This window comes from Streptomyces sp. NPDC054842 (assembly GCF_053611025.1).
On record NZ_JBSGZN010000005.1, the window covers coordinates 39677 to 54825 of the forward strand.

Consider the following 15149-nt stretch of genomic DNA (forward strand, 5'->3'; position numbering starts at 1 on the left):
ATCGCCTGTCACCGTCCCGAACCGTGGCCGCCGACGGCAGGCGTATCGGCGTACTTGAGATCGACATTGCCAAAAGCGGCCCGGACACCCTCGTCCGTGCGGAGCAGGTCATGCCCGACCTGCTCAAGAATCTTGTTGATGGCGCCGCAACGCTCGTTCACGGACTTCACATAACGAGCCCAAGAGGTGTACACCTCCCGCTGCGCGTCCGCAGTCAGACACCCCGCATCGTCGCTCAACCCGCTTTGCCCGTCCGACAACTTGGTCAGGGCCTTGCCGATCTCGTCCCGCAGGCCACCAACTCCTTCACCGGCCTTGTTCCAGGCGGCCTTGCTCGATTTGAGCCCGCCCGTCACACCGCTGGTGGCACTTCCGCCGCCCGGATCCGCGACCTGGTCGATGTGCATCTTCTCCGAACCACCGCGCGTCGCGACGTCTGCTTTGAGCTGCTCCCACTCGTCCCAAGCCACTCCTGCTCCCCTCCCCGTACCCGCTCTCGTACCAGGCGCTTCTCGGTCCAGCCGGCGATCGCCGTCTCCAGGCCCGTGCAGACGCTACGCCGCGTCGGCTCCCTGCCGCTTCCGTACGATCACTCAGTCCCGGGACTGAGTACCTGTACTCAGGCCGTGCCCGCGTGCTGACCGAGCCGTACGTGCGTGGCGTTGCTGCTCCGGTGTGCCGACCAGATGCAGTTGCGTTGTCGCATAAACCGGGCCCCGGGAAAGCCCGAACCGGGATAGACGCCCCGGCAGGCCGTTTGGATGCGGCGACGGCGGCCACGGTCCAGCCGGCCGCCGCTTCCGCACTCACGGAACGCAGAAAGCGGTGCCCCGGGCGGCCGTGGAAGCCGCCCGGGACACCGCTACCGGTCAAGCGGGCGTCGGGCCCCGAAGCGGGCCGCGCCGGCCGGGGTCAGCGACGGTGGTCGCCGCCGCCGTGGTGGCCGCCGCCGCCACCCTGGTGGCCACCGCCGTGGTGACCGCCACCGCCCCAGTTCCGGCCCCAGGACTCGTCGTCGATGAAGCGTCCGCGGTCGTTGCGCAGGGTGGCGGTGTCGGAGCGGTTGTCCCACACGTAGTCGCGACGGTCCTGGAACACGTCGTGCCGGTTGTCGTGGCCGGATCCGGTGTGGACGCGGACGGTGCTGCGGCCGTCCAGGCGGAAGTGACGGAACCGGTACGTGTCGCCGTCCCGCGAGCGCAGGGTCCAGCCGTCGAGGTTGACGCTGTGCCGCCCGTTGTTGGTGATGTCGACCCACTCCTTGTTCAGGGAGCGGTTGGAGTGGTTGTCGTGGCCCGGCGAGTCGTACTGCACGCCGCTGATCACCACACGGGCACGCTGATGGCCGTGGTCCGCGGTGGCCGGCACGGCTGCCGCACCGAGGGCGGCGCCCGCCGCGAGAACCGCGGCGGCGATACGGCGAGTGGAGCGAGAAGACATGAGCGTCCCCCAACTGTGGGGCCTCCCGGGCCGGCCCTGACCGGCCGAGAGAGGCGATGTGCGTTCCCGGCGAGTGCCGAGGACCCACAGCTTTGCCGCGCCCCGGGCCGGCCGACAGGTGTCCTGGTTGGTGTTGCCGTATGCGGACATTTCCGTGACCGTCACATGCAACGTTCAACCACTTCGGACCAGACCCGATCCGCGACCCCGTGGCACCCACACCCATCCCCGTAGATCACCGTGGAAGCGGTTTCCAGCTCCGCCCACGCCCCTGCCGTACACCTCGCACGCCCCGGACCATTGGCCAGAAATATGCGTAACAGTCCGTACAGTCGCATTGTCGAGCGTTCGTTCCATAACGTCGGAAAGGTTCGACTCGGGCACGTGACGACGAGGGGCGCCGCGCAGCGGAACGGCCGGTCACCCGGGCGAACGTGTCGCTCGGATGACCGGCCGTCCCGGCGGTCCCGGTGGTCTCAGTGCGTGTGGCCGCTCGACGCGGGCGCCGGCGCAGCGTTCTTGACCGTCAGCGGCAGCAGCTTCTTGCCCGTCGGGCCGATCTGGATCTGCGTGTCCATCTGAGGGCACACGCCGCAGTCGAAGCACGGGGTCCAGCGGCAGTCCTCGACCTCGGTCTCGTCGAGGGCGTCCTGCCAGTCCTCCCAGAGCCAGTCCTTGTCGAGGCCCGAGTCCAGGTGGTCCCAGGGCAGGACCTCCTCGTAGGTCTTCTCGCGCGTCGTGTACCAGTCGACGTCCACGCCGAAGGCGGGCAGCGTCTTCTCGGCGCAGGCCATCCAGCGGTCGTAGGAGAAGTGCTCGCGCCAGCCGTCGAAGCGGCCGCCGTCCTCGTAGACGGCGCGGATGACGGCGCCGATCCGGCGGTCGCCGCGGGAGAGCAGGCCCTCGACGATGCCGGGCTTGCCGTCGTGGTAGCGGAAGCCGATGGAGCGGCCGTACTTCTTGTCGCCGCGGATCTTGTCGCGGAGCTTGGTGAGGCGGGCGTCCGTCTCCTCGGCGCTCAGCTGCGGCGCCCACTGGAACGGGGTGTGCGGCTTGGGGACGAAGCCGCCGATCGAGACCGTGCACCGGATGTCGTTCTGGCCGGAGACCTTGCGGCCCTCGGCGATGACCTTCATCGCCATGTCGGCGATCTGGAGGACGTCCTCGTCGGTCTCGGTGGGCAGACCGCACATGAAGTACAGCTTCACCTGGCGCCAGCCGTTGCCGTACGCCGTGGAGACCGTGCGGATCAGGTCCTCCTCCGAGACCATCTTGTTGATGACCTTGCGCATGCGCTCGGAGCCGCCCTCGGGGGCGAACGTGAGGCCCGACCGGCGGCCGTTGCGGGTCAGCTCGTTCGCCAGGTCGACGTTGAAGGCGTCGACGCGGGTGGACGGCAGGGAGAGGCCGATCTTGTCTTCCTCGTAGCGGTCCGCGAGGCCCTTGGCGATGTCGCCGATCTCCGAGTGGTCCGCGGAGGACAGCGAGAGGAGGCCGACCTCCTCGAAGCCCGTCGCCTTGAGGCCCTTCTCGACCATGTCGCCGATGCCCGTGATGGAGCGCTCGCGCACCGGGCGGGTGATCATGCCGGCCTGGCAGAAGCGGCAGCCGCGGGTGCAGCCGCGGAAGATCTCCACCGACATGCGCTCGTGGACGGTCTCCGCGAGGGGCACCAGGGGCTGCTTCGGGTAGGGCCACTCGTCGAGGTCCATGACGGTGTGCTTGGAGACGCGCCACGGGACGCCGGACCTGTTCGGCACGACGCGGGCGATGCGGCCGTCCGGGAGGTACTCGACGTCGTAGAAGGCCGGGATGTAGACGTTGCCGGTCTTCGCGAGGCGCAGGAGGACCTCCTCGCGGCCGCCGGGGCGGCCCTCCGCCTTCCAGGCGCGGATGATGTCCGTCATGTCGAGCACGGCCTGCTCCCCGTCGCCGATGATCGCCGCGTCGATGAAGTCCGCGATCGGCTCGGGGTTGAAGGCGGCGTGGCCGCCGGCCAGGACGATCGGGTCGTCCAGCGTGCGGTCCTTGGACTCCAGGGGGATTCCCGCGAGGTCCAGGGCGGTGAGCATGTTCGTGTAGCCCAGCTCCGTGGAGAAGGACAGGCCGAACACGTCGAAGGCCTTCACCGGGCGGTGGCTGTCCACGGTGAACTGCGGGACCCGGTGCTCGCGCATCAGCGCCTCGAGGTCCGGCCACACGCTGTAGGTGCGCTCGGCGAGGACGCCCTCGCGCTCGTTCAGCACCTCGTAGAGGATCATGACGCCCTGGTTGGGGAGTCCGACCTCGTACGCGTCGGGGTACATCAGGGCCCAGCGGACGTCGCAGGCGTCCCAGGGCTTCACCGTGGAGTTGAGCTCTCCGCCGACGTACTGGATCGGCTTCTGCACATGCGGGAGCAGAGCTTCGAGCTGCGGGAAGACCGATTCGGCAGGCATCGCGAACCTTCGTGAGCTGACTGGGGGCACCCCCGGCCCGAGGCTGGGGGGAAGGGTGACCATCTAGCCTAACGCGGCCGGGAGGTGCCCCCGCACGCTCAGAGGGCCGCCTTGCGCCTCGCCTTGCGCCAGGCGTCGCGCAGCGCGTCCTCGTCGTGCGCCGCGCGCCGTTCCTCGCGGGCGTAGAGCACGCCGTACGTGAAGGAGCTCTCACCGGCGGCCTGCGCCTTCTCGGCGAGGTCCCGCAGGGCGTCGCGGGCCATGACGCTGTCCTGGTGGTCGCCGAGCAGTTTCGTGAGGGACTTCATGGCCTTGGCGGTGGCCTCGGCGGGCTTGCCCAGGGCGGGGGCGGCGGCCTCGGCGGCGTACCGCGTGCGCTTGGCCTTCTTGCGGGCCTCGTGCAGCGCGAGGTCGCGGTCGCGGCCCGGCGGCAGGCCGATCGCGCGCTCGACGAGGCCGGCGAGCTTGTCGAGGTCCTTGCGGACCGCCTCGGCGAGTACCTTCTTCGGCTTGCCGGCGGCCGCCTTGTGCAGGGGCGGATCGCTGACGAGGGCGTCGAGGGCGCCGAGCAGGTAGAGGTGGCGCCGCCCGTCGAGGGCCTCGGTCAGCCGCTGCCGGGAGCCGGAGTGGCGGTCCTGCGACCAGGTGTGCAGGCGGTCGCGCACGGGCCCGGTGCGCAGCGGTCCGGGGAGGTCGTCCGCGGCCGAGGTGAGCCGCTTGGTGATGACCTCCTGGTCGCGGTCCCCGGCCAGCTCCCCCGCGAGCCATTTCAGCTCGGTGCGGATCGGGTCGGTGACGGTGCGGTCGAGGACGTTGTCGAACGAGCGCAGGGTGTTGCGGAGGCGGCGGGTGGCGACGCGCATGCGGTGGACGGCGTCGGGCTGGTCGCGGCGGACGGCGGGGTCCAGCTCGACCAGGGCGTCGCGTTGTGCGCGTACGTAGGCGAGGACGTGGTCGCCCGCGGTGACGGGCGGCGCGGCGGCCGGGCGCGTGCCGGTGGGGCGCCGGACATCGGCTCCGGTCTCGGTGAGGGCCCGGGCCAGCTTGGAGGGCGAGGCGGACCGGTGGAGTCCCGCCTTGCGCAGTTTCTTCTCGACCTTGTCGAGGAAGGCGGGGTCGCCGTCGTCGGCGAGTTCCACCTCGATCTCGGTCCACTGGGCGGTGCCCTTGCCGCCGCTGAGCCGCTCGGCGCGCACCCGGTCGACGCTGACCTCGGCGAGCAGGGCGCCGTCGTCGTCCAGCAGGTGGCGGACGTCGCGGGAGGAGCGCAGCCGTACGAGGGGGACCAGCTCGGCGTCGCGGACGCGGCTGCGGACGAGGGAGGACAGGGCGGCCGGTACGGACTCGGCGAGGGGGGCGTGGATCTCGTCGCGCACGCCGTCGGCCACCGGGAGTTTCAGGTGCCAGCCGGCGTCGGCGCCGCCGGTGCGGTGGCGCAGGGTGATGGAGGCGGCCGCCAGGAGCTGGTCGGCCGTGTCGTAGTAGGTGGCGTCGAGTTCGTCGACACCTCTGCCGACGACGCTGCCGACGCCGGGGACGGCCGTCAGGTCGGGCAGGCCCGCACCGCCGCCGGCCGCGGGTCCCTCGTACTTCCGCTCTATCTCGCGCTTCGTGTCCGCCATGAAATGAATCTAGACGCGAATCGGGGCCGGGGGCAGTCCGCGCCCGGCCCCGCTCGGCCACCGGTGTGTTTCTCCGGCCGCTCGGGCCGGGCTGTCGTGTGGTGCTAGGCCGACATCGGCCGTTGCACCCTGATCGACTGGAGGAGTCCGACGGCGACCCAGACCGCGAACATCGACGATCCGCCGTACGAGACGAAGGGCAGGGGCAGACCGGCGACCGGCATGATGCCGAGGGTCATGCCGACGTTCTCGAAGGACTGGAACGCGAACCAGGCGATGATGCCGGCGGCGACGATGGTGCCGTAGAGCTCGGTCGTCTCGCGGGCGATGCGGCAGGCGCGCCAGAGGACGACGCCGAGGAGCAGCAGTATCAGTCCGGCGCCGACGAAGCCGAGTTCCTCGCCCGCGACGGTGAAGACGAAGTCGGTCTGCTGTTCGGGGACGAACTGGCCGGTGGTCTGCGAGCCCTTGCCGAGGCCGGTGCCGAAGAGGCCGCCGGAGCCGATGGCGATGCGTGCCTGGTTGGTGTTGTAGCCGACGCCTGCCGGGTCGAGCTCGGGGTTGGCGAAGGCCGCGAAGCGGTTGATCTGGTACTCGTCGAGGATGTGCAGCTGCCATACGGCGATGGCGCCGAGCGCGCCCGTGCCGATGAGGCCGAAGACCCAGCGGTTGGAGGCGCCGGAGGCGAGCAGGACGCCGAGCACGATGATGACCATGACCATGACCGAGCCGAGGTCCGGCATCAGCAGGACGATCAGTATCGGCACGGCGGCCAGGCCGAGGGACTGCAGCACGGTGCGGTGGTCGGGGTAGGGCTTGTCGCCCGCGTCGACGCGTGCCGCGAGCAGCATCGCCATGCCCAGGATGATCGTGATCTTCACGAATTCGGAGGGCTGGAGCGAGAAGCCGCCGCCGAGGACGATCCAGGCGTGCGCGCCGTTGACCGTGGCGCCGAGCGGGGTCAGCACGAGCAGGATGAGGAACACCGAGATGCCGTAGAGGATCGGCACGGCGGTGCGCAGGGTGCGGTGGCCGAGCCAGACGGTGCCGATCATCAGCGCGATGCCGATGCCGGTGTTCATGAGGTGGCGGATCAGGAAGTAGTACGGGTCGCCCTGGTTGATCTCGGTGCGGTTGCGGGTCGCCGAGTAGACGAGGGCCGTGCCGATCAGCGAGAGCGCGATGGCGGAGAGCAGTATCGGCCAGTCGAGCCGGCGGGCCAGCGAGTCGCGGGCGAACAGCCGCGTCCAGCCGGCGCGCTCGGGCCCGTAGCCGGACACGGAGAAGCTGTTCGTGCCGGTCATGTGAGCCTTCCCTGGTCGGTGCGCGCGCCGGTCATGCGAGGGTCCTTCGCCGCTTGCGCGGGCGGGTGGAGCGCCTGCGGGTGTCGCGGTTGGTCGGGTCGGGCGGGGCGGTGGTGCCGGCGGGCTGGTCCGGGTCGGTGCCGTCGGCCTGGCCCTCCTGGCTCGCCTCCTCGCTCGCCTGCTGGTCCTTGACCGGGTCCGGGGAGACCTTCGGGGCGTCGATCGAGCCGTCGGGCTGGATCTTCGGCAGGCTCTTCTGCGGGGTGGGGAGCAGGGCCCTCTTCTTGTCGATCGCGCCGTCCTCGGAGACGCCGTACAGCGCGTTGTAGACCTTGCGCACGGCGGGGCCGGAGGCGCCGGAGCCCGTACCGCCCTGGGAGATGGTCATGACGACCGTGTAGTCCTCGGTGTACGTGGCGAACCACGAGGTCGTCTGCTTGCCGTAGACCTCGGCCGTACCCGTCTTGGCGTGCATCGGGATCTTGTCCTGCGGCCAGCCGCCGAATCGCCAGGCGGCCGTACCGCGGGTCGCGACTCCCGCGAGGGCACCGTCTATCTCGTCGCGCGTCTTCTGCGTCATCGGCAGCTTGCCGTGCGGGGAGGGCTTGATCTCCCGCACTTCCTTGCCGTCGGCGCTCACGATGGCCTTGCCGACCGTCGGGTCGTACAGGGTGCCGCCGTTGGCGATGGCGCCGTAGATCGTGGCCATCTGGATCGGGGTGACGAGCGTGTCGCCCTGGCCGATGGAGTAGTTGACCGCGTCACCGGCACGCATCCTGTTGCCTTCGAGGCAGTTCTCGTACGCGATCTTCTGGACGTAGTCGCCGTCCTTCTTGCCGGTCTTGCACCAGGCGTCCTTGTTGGCCTTCCAGTAGCTCTGCTTCCACTGGCGGTCGGGGACGCGGCCGGTGACCTCGTTGGGAAGGTCGATGCCGGTCTCCTTGCCGAGGCCGAACTGGTGGGCGGTCTTGTAGAACCAGTCCTTGGCGTTCTTCTTCGGCTTGTTGCCGCCGTCCTTCTGCCACTCCTGGTGCGAGAGCCGGTAGAAGACGGTGTCGCAGGAGACCTCCAGGGCACGGCCGAGGCTGATCGAGCCGTACCCCTTGGACTCGAAGTTCTTGAAGACCTGGCCGCCGAGGTTGTACGAGCTGGAGCACTCGTAGTTGCCGTCGAAGGGGTAGCCGGCGTTCACGGCGGCGGTGGTCGGGATCACCTTGAAGATGGAGCCGGGCGCGGCCTGGCCCTGGATGGCGCGGTTGAGCAGCGGGTAGTTGGACTTCTTGCCGGTCAGGCGCGCGTAGTCCTTGCCGGAGATGCCGCCGACCCAGGCGTTCGGGTCGTAGCTCGGGTTGGACGCCATGGCGACGACCCGGCCGGTCTTGGCCTCCATGACGACGATCGCGCCGGCGTCCGCCTTGTAGTTCTCGCCGGTGTTCTTGTCGAATTCGGTACGGGCGGTCTTCATCGCCTCGTTGAGCTCGTACTCGGCGATGCGCTGCACCCGGGAGTCGATGCTGGTGACGACGTTCGCGCCGGGCTGGGCCGCGTCGCTCTCCGCCTTGCCGATGACCCTGCCGAGGTTGTCGACCTCGTAGCGGGTGACGCCCGCCTTGCCGCGCAGCTGCTTGTCGTACTGGCGCTCCAGGCCGGAGCGGCCGACCTGGTCGCTGCGCAGGTACGGCGAGTCGGTGTCCTTGGCCTTGGTGATCTCCTCGTCCGTGACCGGGGAGAGGTAGCCGAGCACCTGCGCGGTGTTGGCCTTGCCCGGGGCGGCGTAGCGGCGGACGGCCTCGGGCTCGGCGGTGATGCCGGGGAAGTCCTCGGAGCGCTCGCGGATCTGCAGGGCCTGCTTGGGCGTGGCCTCGTCGGTGATGGGGATCGGCTGGTAGGGCGAGCCGTTCCAGCAGGGCTGGGGCGTCTTGGCGTCGCACAGCCGGACCTTCTCGATGACGTCCTTGGGCTTCATGCCCAGGACGTCGGCGAGCTTGGTGAGGACGCCCTTGCCGTCGTCCTTCATCTTCAGCAGGTCGGTGCGCGAGGCGGAGACGACCAGGCGGGTCTCGTTGTCGGCGATCGGGACTCCGCGCGCGTCCAGGATCGAGCCGCGCACGGCGGGCTGCACGACCTGCTGGACGTGGTTGCCGGAGGCCTCCTTGGCGTACTCGTCGCCGTTGCGGATCTGGAGGTACCAGAGCCGGCCGCCGAGGGTACCGAGGAGGGAGAGTACGAGGATCTGGATGACGACGAGCCGGATCTGGACCCGTGGGGTCCGGCCGGTCTCGGGGATGTTGGTCACTGCGGCTGCCTCCCCCTCTCAGTGTGTGGACGGGTAATACGTGTACACGGCCTGCCTGTGCGTGTGGACGGCGGGCCGCCTCGTCCGTACGGGCGTCCGCTCCCCTTGCTGACGCTGTCTCACAGGCGCTTGACCCCCTTGATGCGTCCGGCGCGGGCGACGCGCGCGCGGGCCGCCTTGACCCGCAGGCCGCTGCGCTGGCTGCCGATGCGCAGTCCGGTGCCGGAGGACAGCCAGCCCGCGGAGACGTCGGCCGCCTTGGCGGCGTTGGCGTCGGCGAGCGGGTCGTTCTCGGCGCGCCGGGCGAGGGCCATCAGGCCGGGCACCACGAAGGGGGCGAGCAGCAGGTCGTACAGGGCGGCGGTGAACAGCAGGCTGCCCAGGCCGACATGGCGGGCGGCCGTGTCGCCGACGAGGGCGCCGACTCCCGCGTACAGCAGGGTCGAGCCGACCGCCGCCGCGACGACGACGGCCATGGGGCCCGTCGCCGACTTGAGCCGGCCGTTCTCCGGCTTCGCCAGTCCGGCGAGGTAGCCGATGACGCAGAGCACGAGGGCGTAGCGGCCGGCGGCGTGGTCGGCGGGCGGGGCGAGGTCGGCGAGGAGGCCGGCGCCGAAGCCGACGAGGGCGCCGCCGACATGGCCGTAGACCAGGGCGAGGGCAAGGACGGTGAGGAGCGCCAGGTCGGGGACGGCGCCGGGGAGATGCAGCCGGGCGAGGACGCTCACCTGGATCACCAGGGCGACGACCACCAGGGTGGCGGAGAGCAGCATCCGGTTGAAACGCATGGGATTCGGCTCCTACTGCTGCTGGCCGTCGACGGGCGCGTCCGCCGAGGGGGTGACCGTCACGGTCACCGTCGGCGTGGGGGTGGGCTTGGGCTTGGCCGGGAGGACCTCGTCGCGCGGGTCCTTGCGCGGGGCCTCCACGACGACCCCGACGATGTCGAGCTTCGTGAACGAGACGAAGGGCCGGACGTAGACCGTGCGGGTCAGGTCGCCGCCGGAGGGGTCGACGCGGGAGACGACGCCGACCGGGACGCCGGGCACGAACGGCTTGTCGGCCTGCGAGCCGAAGGTGACCAGCCGGTCCCCCTTGGCCACCTTGGCCTTGCCGTTGAGGAGCTGGACGCGCAGCGGGCGGTCGCCCTGCCCGTCGGCGAAGCCGAGTTCGTCGGTGGACTCCATGCGCGTGCCGACGGTGAAGTCGGGGTCGTTGGCGAGCAGCACGGTCGCCGTGTTCGGGCCGACGGTGGTGACCCGTCCGACCAGGCCGTCGCCGTTCAGGACGGTCATGTCGCGCTTGATGCCGTCGTTCGCGCCGACGTCGATGGTGACGGTCCAGGAGAAGCCCTGGGCCGCTCCTATGGCGATGACCTCGGCGCCCTTGATGCCGTACTGGCCGGCGCCGGCCGTCTTGAGCATCCTGTCGAGCTGCTTGACCCGGCTGCGGTTGCGGTCGTCGCTGCCGAGCTTCGCCTTCAGCGCCGCGTTCTCGTTCTCCAGGCGGGCGACGCGGTCGTGCCGGTCACCCGAGTCGCGTACCGCGGCGACCGCGTTGCCGACCGGGTCGACCGCGGACGACACCCCGTTCTCGATCGGGCCGAAGACGGTGGCGGCTGCCTGCCGGGCACCGTCGACCGGTGAGTCCTCCCCACCGCGGATGTCCACCGTGATCAACGCGAACGCGATGGCGATCAGCAGCACCAGGAGCAGCCGGCTCTCTTTCGTGTCCCTCACGTGCGGCGGCCGTGCCTTCCTCGTCGGAATTGTTCGGGAATTCGTTGGCGGACGCCTCGTCAGCGCCGGGCGTCCCGGGGGAGCTTATGCCTCTATATCAACGATCCGCCGTACGAGAAGGGATCATCTCGTACGGCGGAGTCGAAGTGTCGTGTCATCGGCGGGGCTGGGCGTCCAGAACCTGCTGGAGCGCCTCGAACTCCTCGACGCATTTGCCGGAACCGAGCGCCACGCTGTCCAGCGGGTCCTCGGCGATGTGGATCGGCATGCCGGTCTCCCGGCGGAGCCGCTCGTCGAGACCGCGCAGCAGGGCTCCGCCGCCGGTCAGAACGATTCCGCGGTCCATGACGTCGCCGGAGAGCTCGGGCGGGCACTTGTCGAGCGTCGTCTTCACGGCGTCGACGATCGCGTTGACCGGCTCCTCGATGGCCTTGCGGACCTCGGCGGCGGAGATGACCACGGTCTTCGGCAGGCCGGACACCAGGTCCCGGCCCCGGATCTCGGTGTGTTCGTCGTTGTCGAGGTCGTACGCGGAGCCGATCGTGATCTTGATCTGCTCGGCCGTCCGCTCACCGAGGAGGAGGCTGTACTCCTTCTTGATGTGCTGGATGATCGCGTTGTCCAGCTCGTCACCCGCGACGCGGATGGACTGGGCGGTGACGATGCCGCCGAGCGAGATGACCGCGACCTCCGTGGTGCCGCCGCCGATGTCCACCACCATGTTGCCCGTGGCCTCGTGGACCGGCAGGCCGGAGCCGATGGCCGCGGCCATGGGCTCCTCGATGATGTGCACCTGGCGGGCGCCCGCCTGGGACGACGCCTCGATGACGGCGCGGCGCTCGACGCCCGTGATGCCCGAGGGCACGCAGACGACGACGCGAGGACGAGCGAGGTAGCGCCGCTTGTGGATCTTCAGGATGAAGTAGCGGAGCATGCGCTCGGTGATCTCGAAGTCGGCGATGACGCCGTCCTTCAGCGGACGCACGGCGACGATGTTGCCCGGGGTCCGCCCGATCATCTTCTTCGCTTCCGCGCCGACCGCGAGGATGCCACCGGTGTTGGTGTTGATCGCGACGACGGACGGCTCGTTGAGAACGATCCCGCGACCCCTGACGTACACCAGCGTGTTGGCGGTCCCGAGGTCGACAGCCATGTCACGGCCGATGAACGACATTGAGTTCCCCATCAGGATTCGTCTGGCCTTCCCAAGTGGAGCTTTTGATGGCTTTTTAGGTCGGCGAGGTGGGTGCTGTGACGTGAAGGCTTCCATCGTAGACGCGCCTGCACGAACACTGCGCGAGGGTCTTCGCCAATTCTCAGCAGATGACGGGTCGCCTCGCTTCTGGAGACGGGCCATCGGGGGCATGCGTTCCCCCGATCGCCGCGCATATGCCGGAGGACGGCCGAAATAGTCCGGCCGCCACTCCCCGAATGGGCCCATCGGCTGACGTTGCGTCAGAAAAAAGATCGACTCGCGCGACGGCCCGACGGCTCCCCCGGACGGCCGCTCCGCGCCGGGCGCCCGGCGCGGCGGGACTCAGGCCCGGCCGGGGAAGAAGATCTTCAGCTCGCGCTCGGCGGACTCCTCGGAGTCGGAGGCGTGGATCAGGTTCTCCCGGACGATGACTCCGAAGTCGCCCCGGATGGAGCCGGGCGCGGCGGCGATGGGGTCGGTCGGGCCGGCCAGCGCGCGAATGCCCTCGATGACGCGCTCGCCCTCGACGACGAGCGCCACGACCGGGCCGGACGACATGAAGGCGACCAGCGGCTCGTAGAAGGGCTTGCCCTTGTGCTCGCCGTAGTGCTGCTCCAGCGTGTCCTGGTCCAGGGTCCGCAGTTCCAGCGCGGTGATCTGCCAGCCGGCCTTGCGCTCGATACGGCTGATGATCTCGCCGGTCAGGCCGCGACGGACGGCGTCCGGCTTGAGCAGGACGAGGGTGCGCTGGCTCACGGTGGTGGCTCCTTCGATCACATGGTGTGCGGGCTCAGAGGCTACAGGGCCGCCCGGAGCGGACATCACTCAGTGTCAGGCAGGGCCCCGCCCGGGACCGGCACGGGGGCCGCTGGGACCGCGGGGACTGCTGGGGACACGGCACGGCACGGCGCGGCCGCGGGGCTGCGGGCCCGCCCGCCGGTCACGCTGGGGCACCGGGCGGGCAGGGCCTCCGGGGCGTGGCGCCGCGGCGCCGGTGTCCGTACGTGACGGGCGGCCGGGAAGCCGGCGGGGCGCCGCCCGGACGGTTCAGGCGCCGGACGGGCTGCCCGTGCCGCTCTGGGCGGCGAAGCGGGCCTTCGCCTCGTCGATCTTGCGTCCGTAGTGGAGGGAGGCCCACCACAGGACCGCGAAGACCGCGCCCATGAAGAACATGGTCGGGACGACGAAGCCGGAGGCGATCAGGGCGATCTGCAGGGCCCAGCCGAGCTGGACGCCGCCGGGCCGGGTGATCACGCCGCAGAACAGGACGCACAGCGCCATGGCGATGCCGCTGACCGTCCAGACCGTGGCGACGTCGAGGTCCGGGTCCTTCATGGCGACCAGACCGGCGAAGCCGATCACGAAGAACTCGCCGATCAGAGTCGATGCACAGAGCGTACGCACGGGTCAGCCCCTCCCGAGGAGCAGTCGGGCCTCGCCGACGGTGATGACGGAACCGGTGACGAGGACGCCGCCGCCGGCGAACTCGCCCTCCTCCTCCGCGAGGGTGATCGCGGCCTCCAGGGCGTCGTCCAGGCGCGGCTCCACCTGGACGCGGTCCTCGCCGAACACCTCGACGGCGATACCGGCCAGTTCGTCCGCGTCCATCGCGCGATGGCTGGAGTTCTGGGTGACCACGACCTCGGCGAAGATCGGCTCGAAGGCCTCGAGGAGCTCGCGCACGTTCTTGTCGCCGCTCGCGCCGACCACGCCGATCAGCCGGCTGAAGTCGAAGACCTCGCTGACGGCCTCGGCCGTGGCGCGGGCGCCCGCCGGGTTGTGCGCGGCGTCCAGGACGACGGTCGGCGAACGGCGGACGATCTCCAGCCGGCCCGGCGCGGTGACCGAGGCGAACGCCTTGCGGACGGTGTCGATGTCGAGGCCCTGGGAGTGCGCGGAGCCCACCCCGAAGAACGCCTCCACCGCGGCGAGCGCCACGGCCGCGTTGTGCGCCTGGTAGGCGCCGTGCAGCGGGAGGAAGACCTCCTCGTACTCCCCGCCGAGCCCGCGCAGGGTGAGCAGCTGGCCGCCGACGGCGACCTGGCGCCCGACCACGCCGAACTCCAGGCCCTCCCGGGCCACCGTGGCGTCGACCTCGACGGCCCTCTTCAGCAGCACCTGGGCCGCGTCGACCGGCTGCTGGGCCAGGATCACGGTGGCGCCCTGCTTGACGATGCCGCCCTTCTCCTGGGCGATCTCGCCGGGCGTGGAGCCGAGCCGGTCCGTGTGGTCCAGGTCGATGGGGGTGATCACGGCGACGGCGCCGTCGATGACGTTGGTGGCGTCCCAGCTGCCGCCCATCCCCACCTCCACCACGGCCACGTCGACGGGCGCGTCGGCGAAGGCCGCGTAGGCCATGCCGGTCAGCACCTCGAAGAAGGACAGGCGGTACTCCTGCCGGGCGTCGACCATCTCGACGTAGGGCTTGATGTCCTCGTACGTCTCGATGAACCGCTCGGCGGAGACCGGCGCGCCGTCCAGGCTGATGCGCTCGGTGACGGACTGCACGTGGGGGCTGGTGTACCGGCCGGTGCGCAGCTCGAAGGCGCCGAGCAGCGCCTCGATCATGCGGGCCGTGGACGTCTTGCCGTTCGTGCCCGTGATGTGGATGGCGGGGTACGCGCGCTGCGGCTCGCCCAGGACGTCCATCAGCGCGCTGATGCGGTCGACGGACGGCTCCAGCTTCGTCTCGCCCCAGCGCGTGGCGAGCTCGGCCTCGACCTCGCGCAGCGCCTTGTCCGTCTCGGGGTCGGCCGGGCGCGCCGGTACGTCCGGCTGCGGCACGCCGCCCTGGGTGCGCAGGGTGCGGCTGCCGGCCTCGATCACCGCGAGGTCCGGGTCGCGCTCGGTCTCGTGCGCGACGATCTCGTCGAAGGAATCGAGGGGATCGGACTCGCTGCTGTCGTCGTGCGGGGGGAGCTCACTCACGGAGCCCAGTCTACGGAGCCGCACCGACAGGCGACGCGGGGGCGCACGCCGGACGGGAAGCGGCACCGCGGACTGGGGGTGGCGAGGGCCCGGGCGGAGCCCACCGCAGGAACCCGGGGGTCGGGGCGGGAGCCGGGGCGGAGTCTCCGGGGGCCGGGGCGGAGCGCCCGAGGGGCCGGGCGGTGCC

General features: G+C 70.5%; 12 protein-coding genes. All 12 read right to left on the reverse strand.

The features are described 5' to 3' along the window. Positions 1-8 precede the first annotated feature (8 nt). On the reverse strand, positions 9-470 hold the full coding sequence (locus tag ACWGIS_RS05645; RefSeq protein WP_453361123.1) for a hypothetical protein: 462 nt from the start codon (positions 468-470) through the stop codon (positions 9-11). Positions 471-912: 442 nt separating this feature from the next. Next, complete coding sequence (locus tag ACWGIS_RS05650; RefSeq protein ID WP_453361124.1) at positions 913-1440, reverse strand: lamin tail domain-containing protein; 528 nt, start codon at positions 1438-1440, stop codon at positions 913-915. A 476-nt stretch (positions 1441-1916) separates the two neighbouring features. Further along, positions 1917-3878, reverse strand: a complete 1962-nt coding sequence (locus ACWGIS_RS05655) for a TIGR03960 family B12-binding radical SAM protein (RefSeq protein ID WP_453361125.1) — start codon at positions 3876-3878, stop codon at positions 1917-1919. 98 nt (positions 3879-3976) lie between these two features. Then, the gene (locus tag ACWGIS_RS05660; protein ID WP_453361126.1) at positions 3977-5500 is read right to left on the reverse strand and encodes a CYTH and CHAD domain-containing protein; all 1524 of its coding nucleotides are present in this window, start codon (positions 5498-5500) and stop codon (positions 3977-3979) included. Between the two features lie 104 nt (positions 5501-5604). Further along, positions 5605-6804, reverse strand: a complete 1200-nt coding sequence (gene rodA, locus ACWGIS_RS05665; RefSeq protein ID WP_453361127.1) for a rod shape-determining protein RodA — start codon at positions 6802-6804, stop codon at positions 5605-5607. Between the two features lie 31 nt (positions 6805-6835). Further along, a complete protein-coding gene (gene mrdA, locus ACWGIS_RS05670; protein ID WP_453361128.1) occupies positions 6836-9100 on the reverse strand; it encodes a penicillin-binding protein 2 in 2265 nt (754 codons plus the stop codon). A gap of 119 nt (positions 9101-9219) precedes the next feature. After that, entirely contained in the window at positions 9220-9888 is a 669-nt protein-coding gene (gene mreD, locus ACWGIS_RS05675) for a rod shape-determining protein MreD (protein ID WP_453361129.1), read from the reverse strand. A 12-nt stretch (positions 9889-9900) separates the two neighbouring features. Beyond that, complete coding sequence (gene mreC / locus ACWGIS_RS05680) at positions 9901-10839, reverse strand: rod shape-determining protein MreC (protein ID WP_453361130.1); 939 nt, start codon at positions 10837-10839, stop codon at positions 9901-9903. Between the two features lie 154 nt (positions 10840-10993). Next, entirely contained in the window at positions 10994-12013 is a 1020-nt protein-coding gene (locus ACWGIS_RS05685) for a rod shape-determining protein (protein WP_037747701.1), read from the reverse strand. A 363-nt stretch (positions 12014-12376) separates the two neighbouring features. Continuing rightward, positions 12377-12790, reverse strand: a complete 414-nt coding sequence (ndk, locus tag ACWGIS_RS05690) for a nucleoside-diphosphate kinase (protein ID WP_453361131.1) — start codon at positions 12788-12790, stop codon at positions 12377-12379. A 291-nt stretch (positions 12791-13081) separates the two neighbouring features. Continuing rightward, on the reverse strand, positions 13082-13438 hold the full coding sequence (locus tag ACWGIS_RS05695) for a DUF4233 domain-containing protein (RefSeq protein ID WP_453361132.1): 357 nt from the start codon (positions 13436-13438) through the stop codon (positions 13082-13084). 3 nt (positions 13439-13441) lie between these two features. After that, entirely contained in the window at positions 13442-14962 is a 1521-nt protein-coding gene (gene folC / locus ACWGIS_RS05700; protein ID WP_453361133.1) for a bifunctional tetrahydrofolate synthase/dihydrofolate synthase, read from the reverse strand. Positions 14963-15149: the final 187 nt, after the last annotated feature.

Excerpts from the sequence above, each read along its gene's own strand:
- ACWGIS_RS05650 (WP_453361124.1), bottom strand. The coding sequence starts at position 1,440 with ATGTCTTCTCGCTCCACTCGCCGTATCGCCGCCGCGGTTCTCGCGGCG.
- ACWGIS_RS05655 (WP_453361125.1), bottom strand. The coding sequence starts at position 3,878 with ATGCCTGCCGAATCGGTCTTCCCGCAGCTCGAAGCTCTGCTCCCGCAT.
- ACWGIS_RS05660 (WP_453361126.1), bottom strand. The coding sequence starts at position 5,500 with ATGGCGGACACGAAGCGCGAGATAGAGCGGAAGTACGAGGGACCCGCG.
- rodA (WP_453361127.1), bottom strand. The coding sequence starts at position 6,804 with ATGACCGGCACGAACAGCTTCTCCGTGTCCGGCTACGGGCCCGAGCGC.
- mreD (WP_453361129.1), bottom strand. The coding sequence starts at position 9,888 with ATGCGTTTCAACCGGATGCTGCTCTCCGCCACCCTGGTGGTCGTCGCC.
- ACWGIS_RS05685 (WP_037747701.1), bottom strand. The coding sequence starts at position 12,013 with ATGTCGTTCATCGGCCGTGACATGGCTGTCGACCTCGGGACCGCCAAC.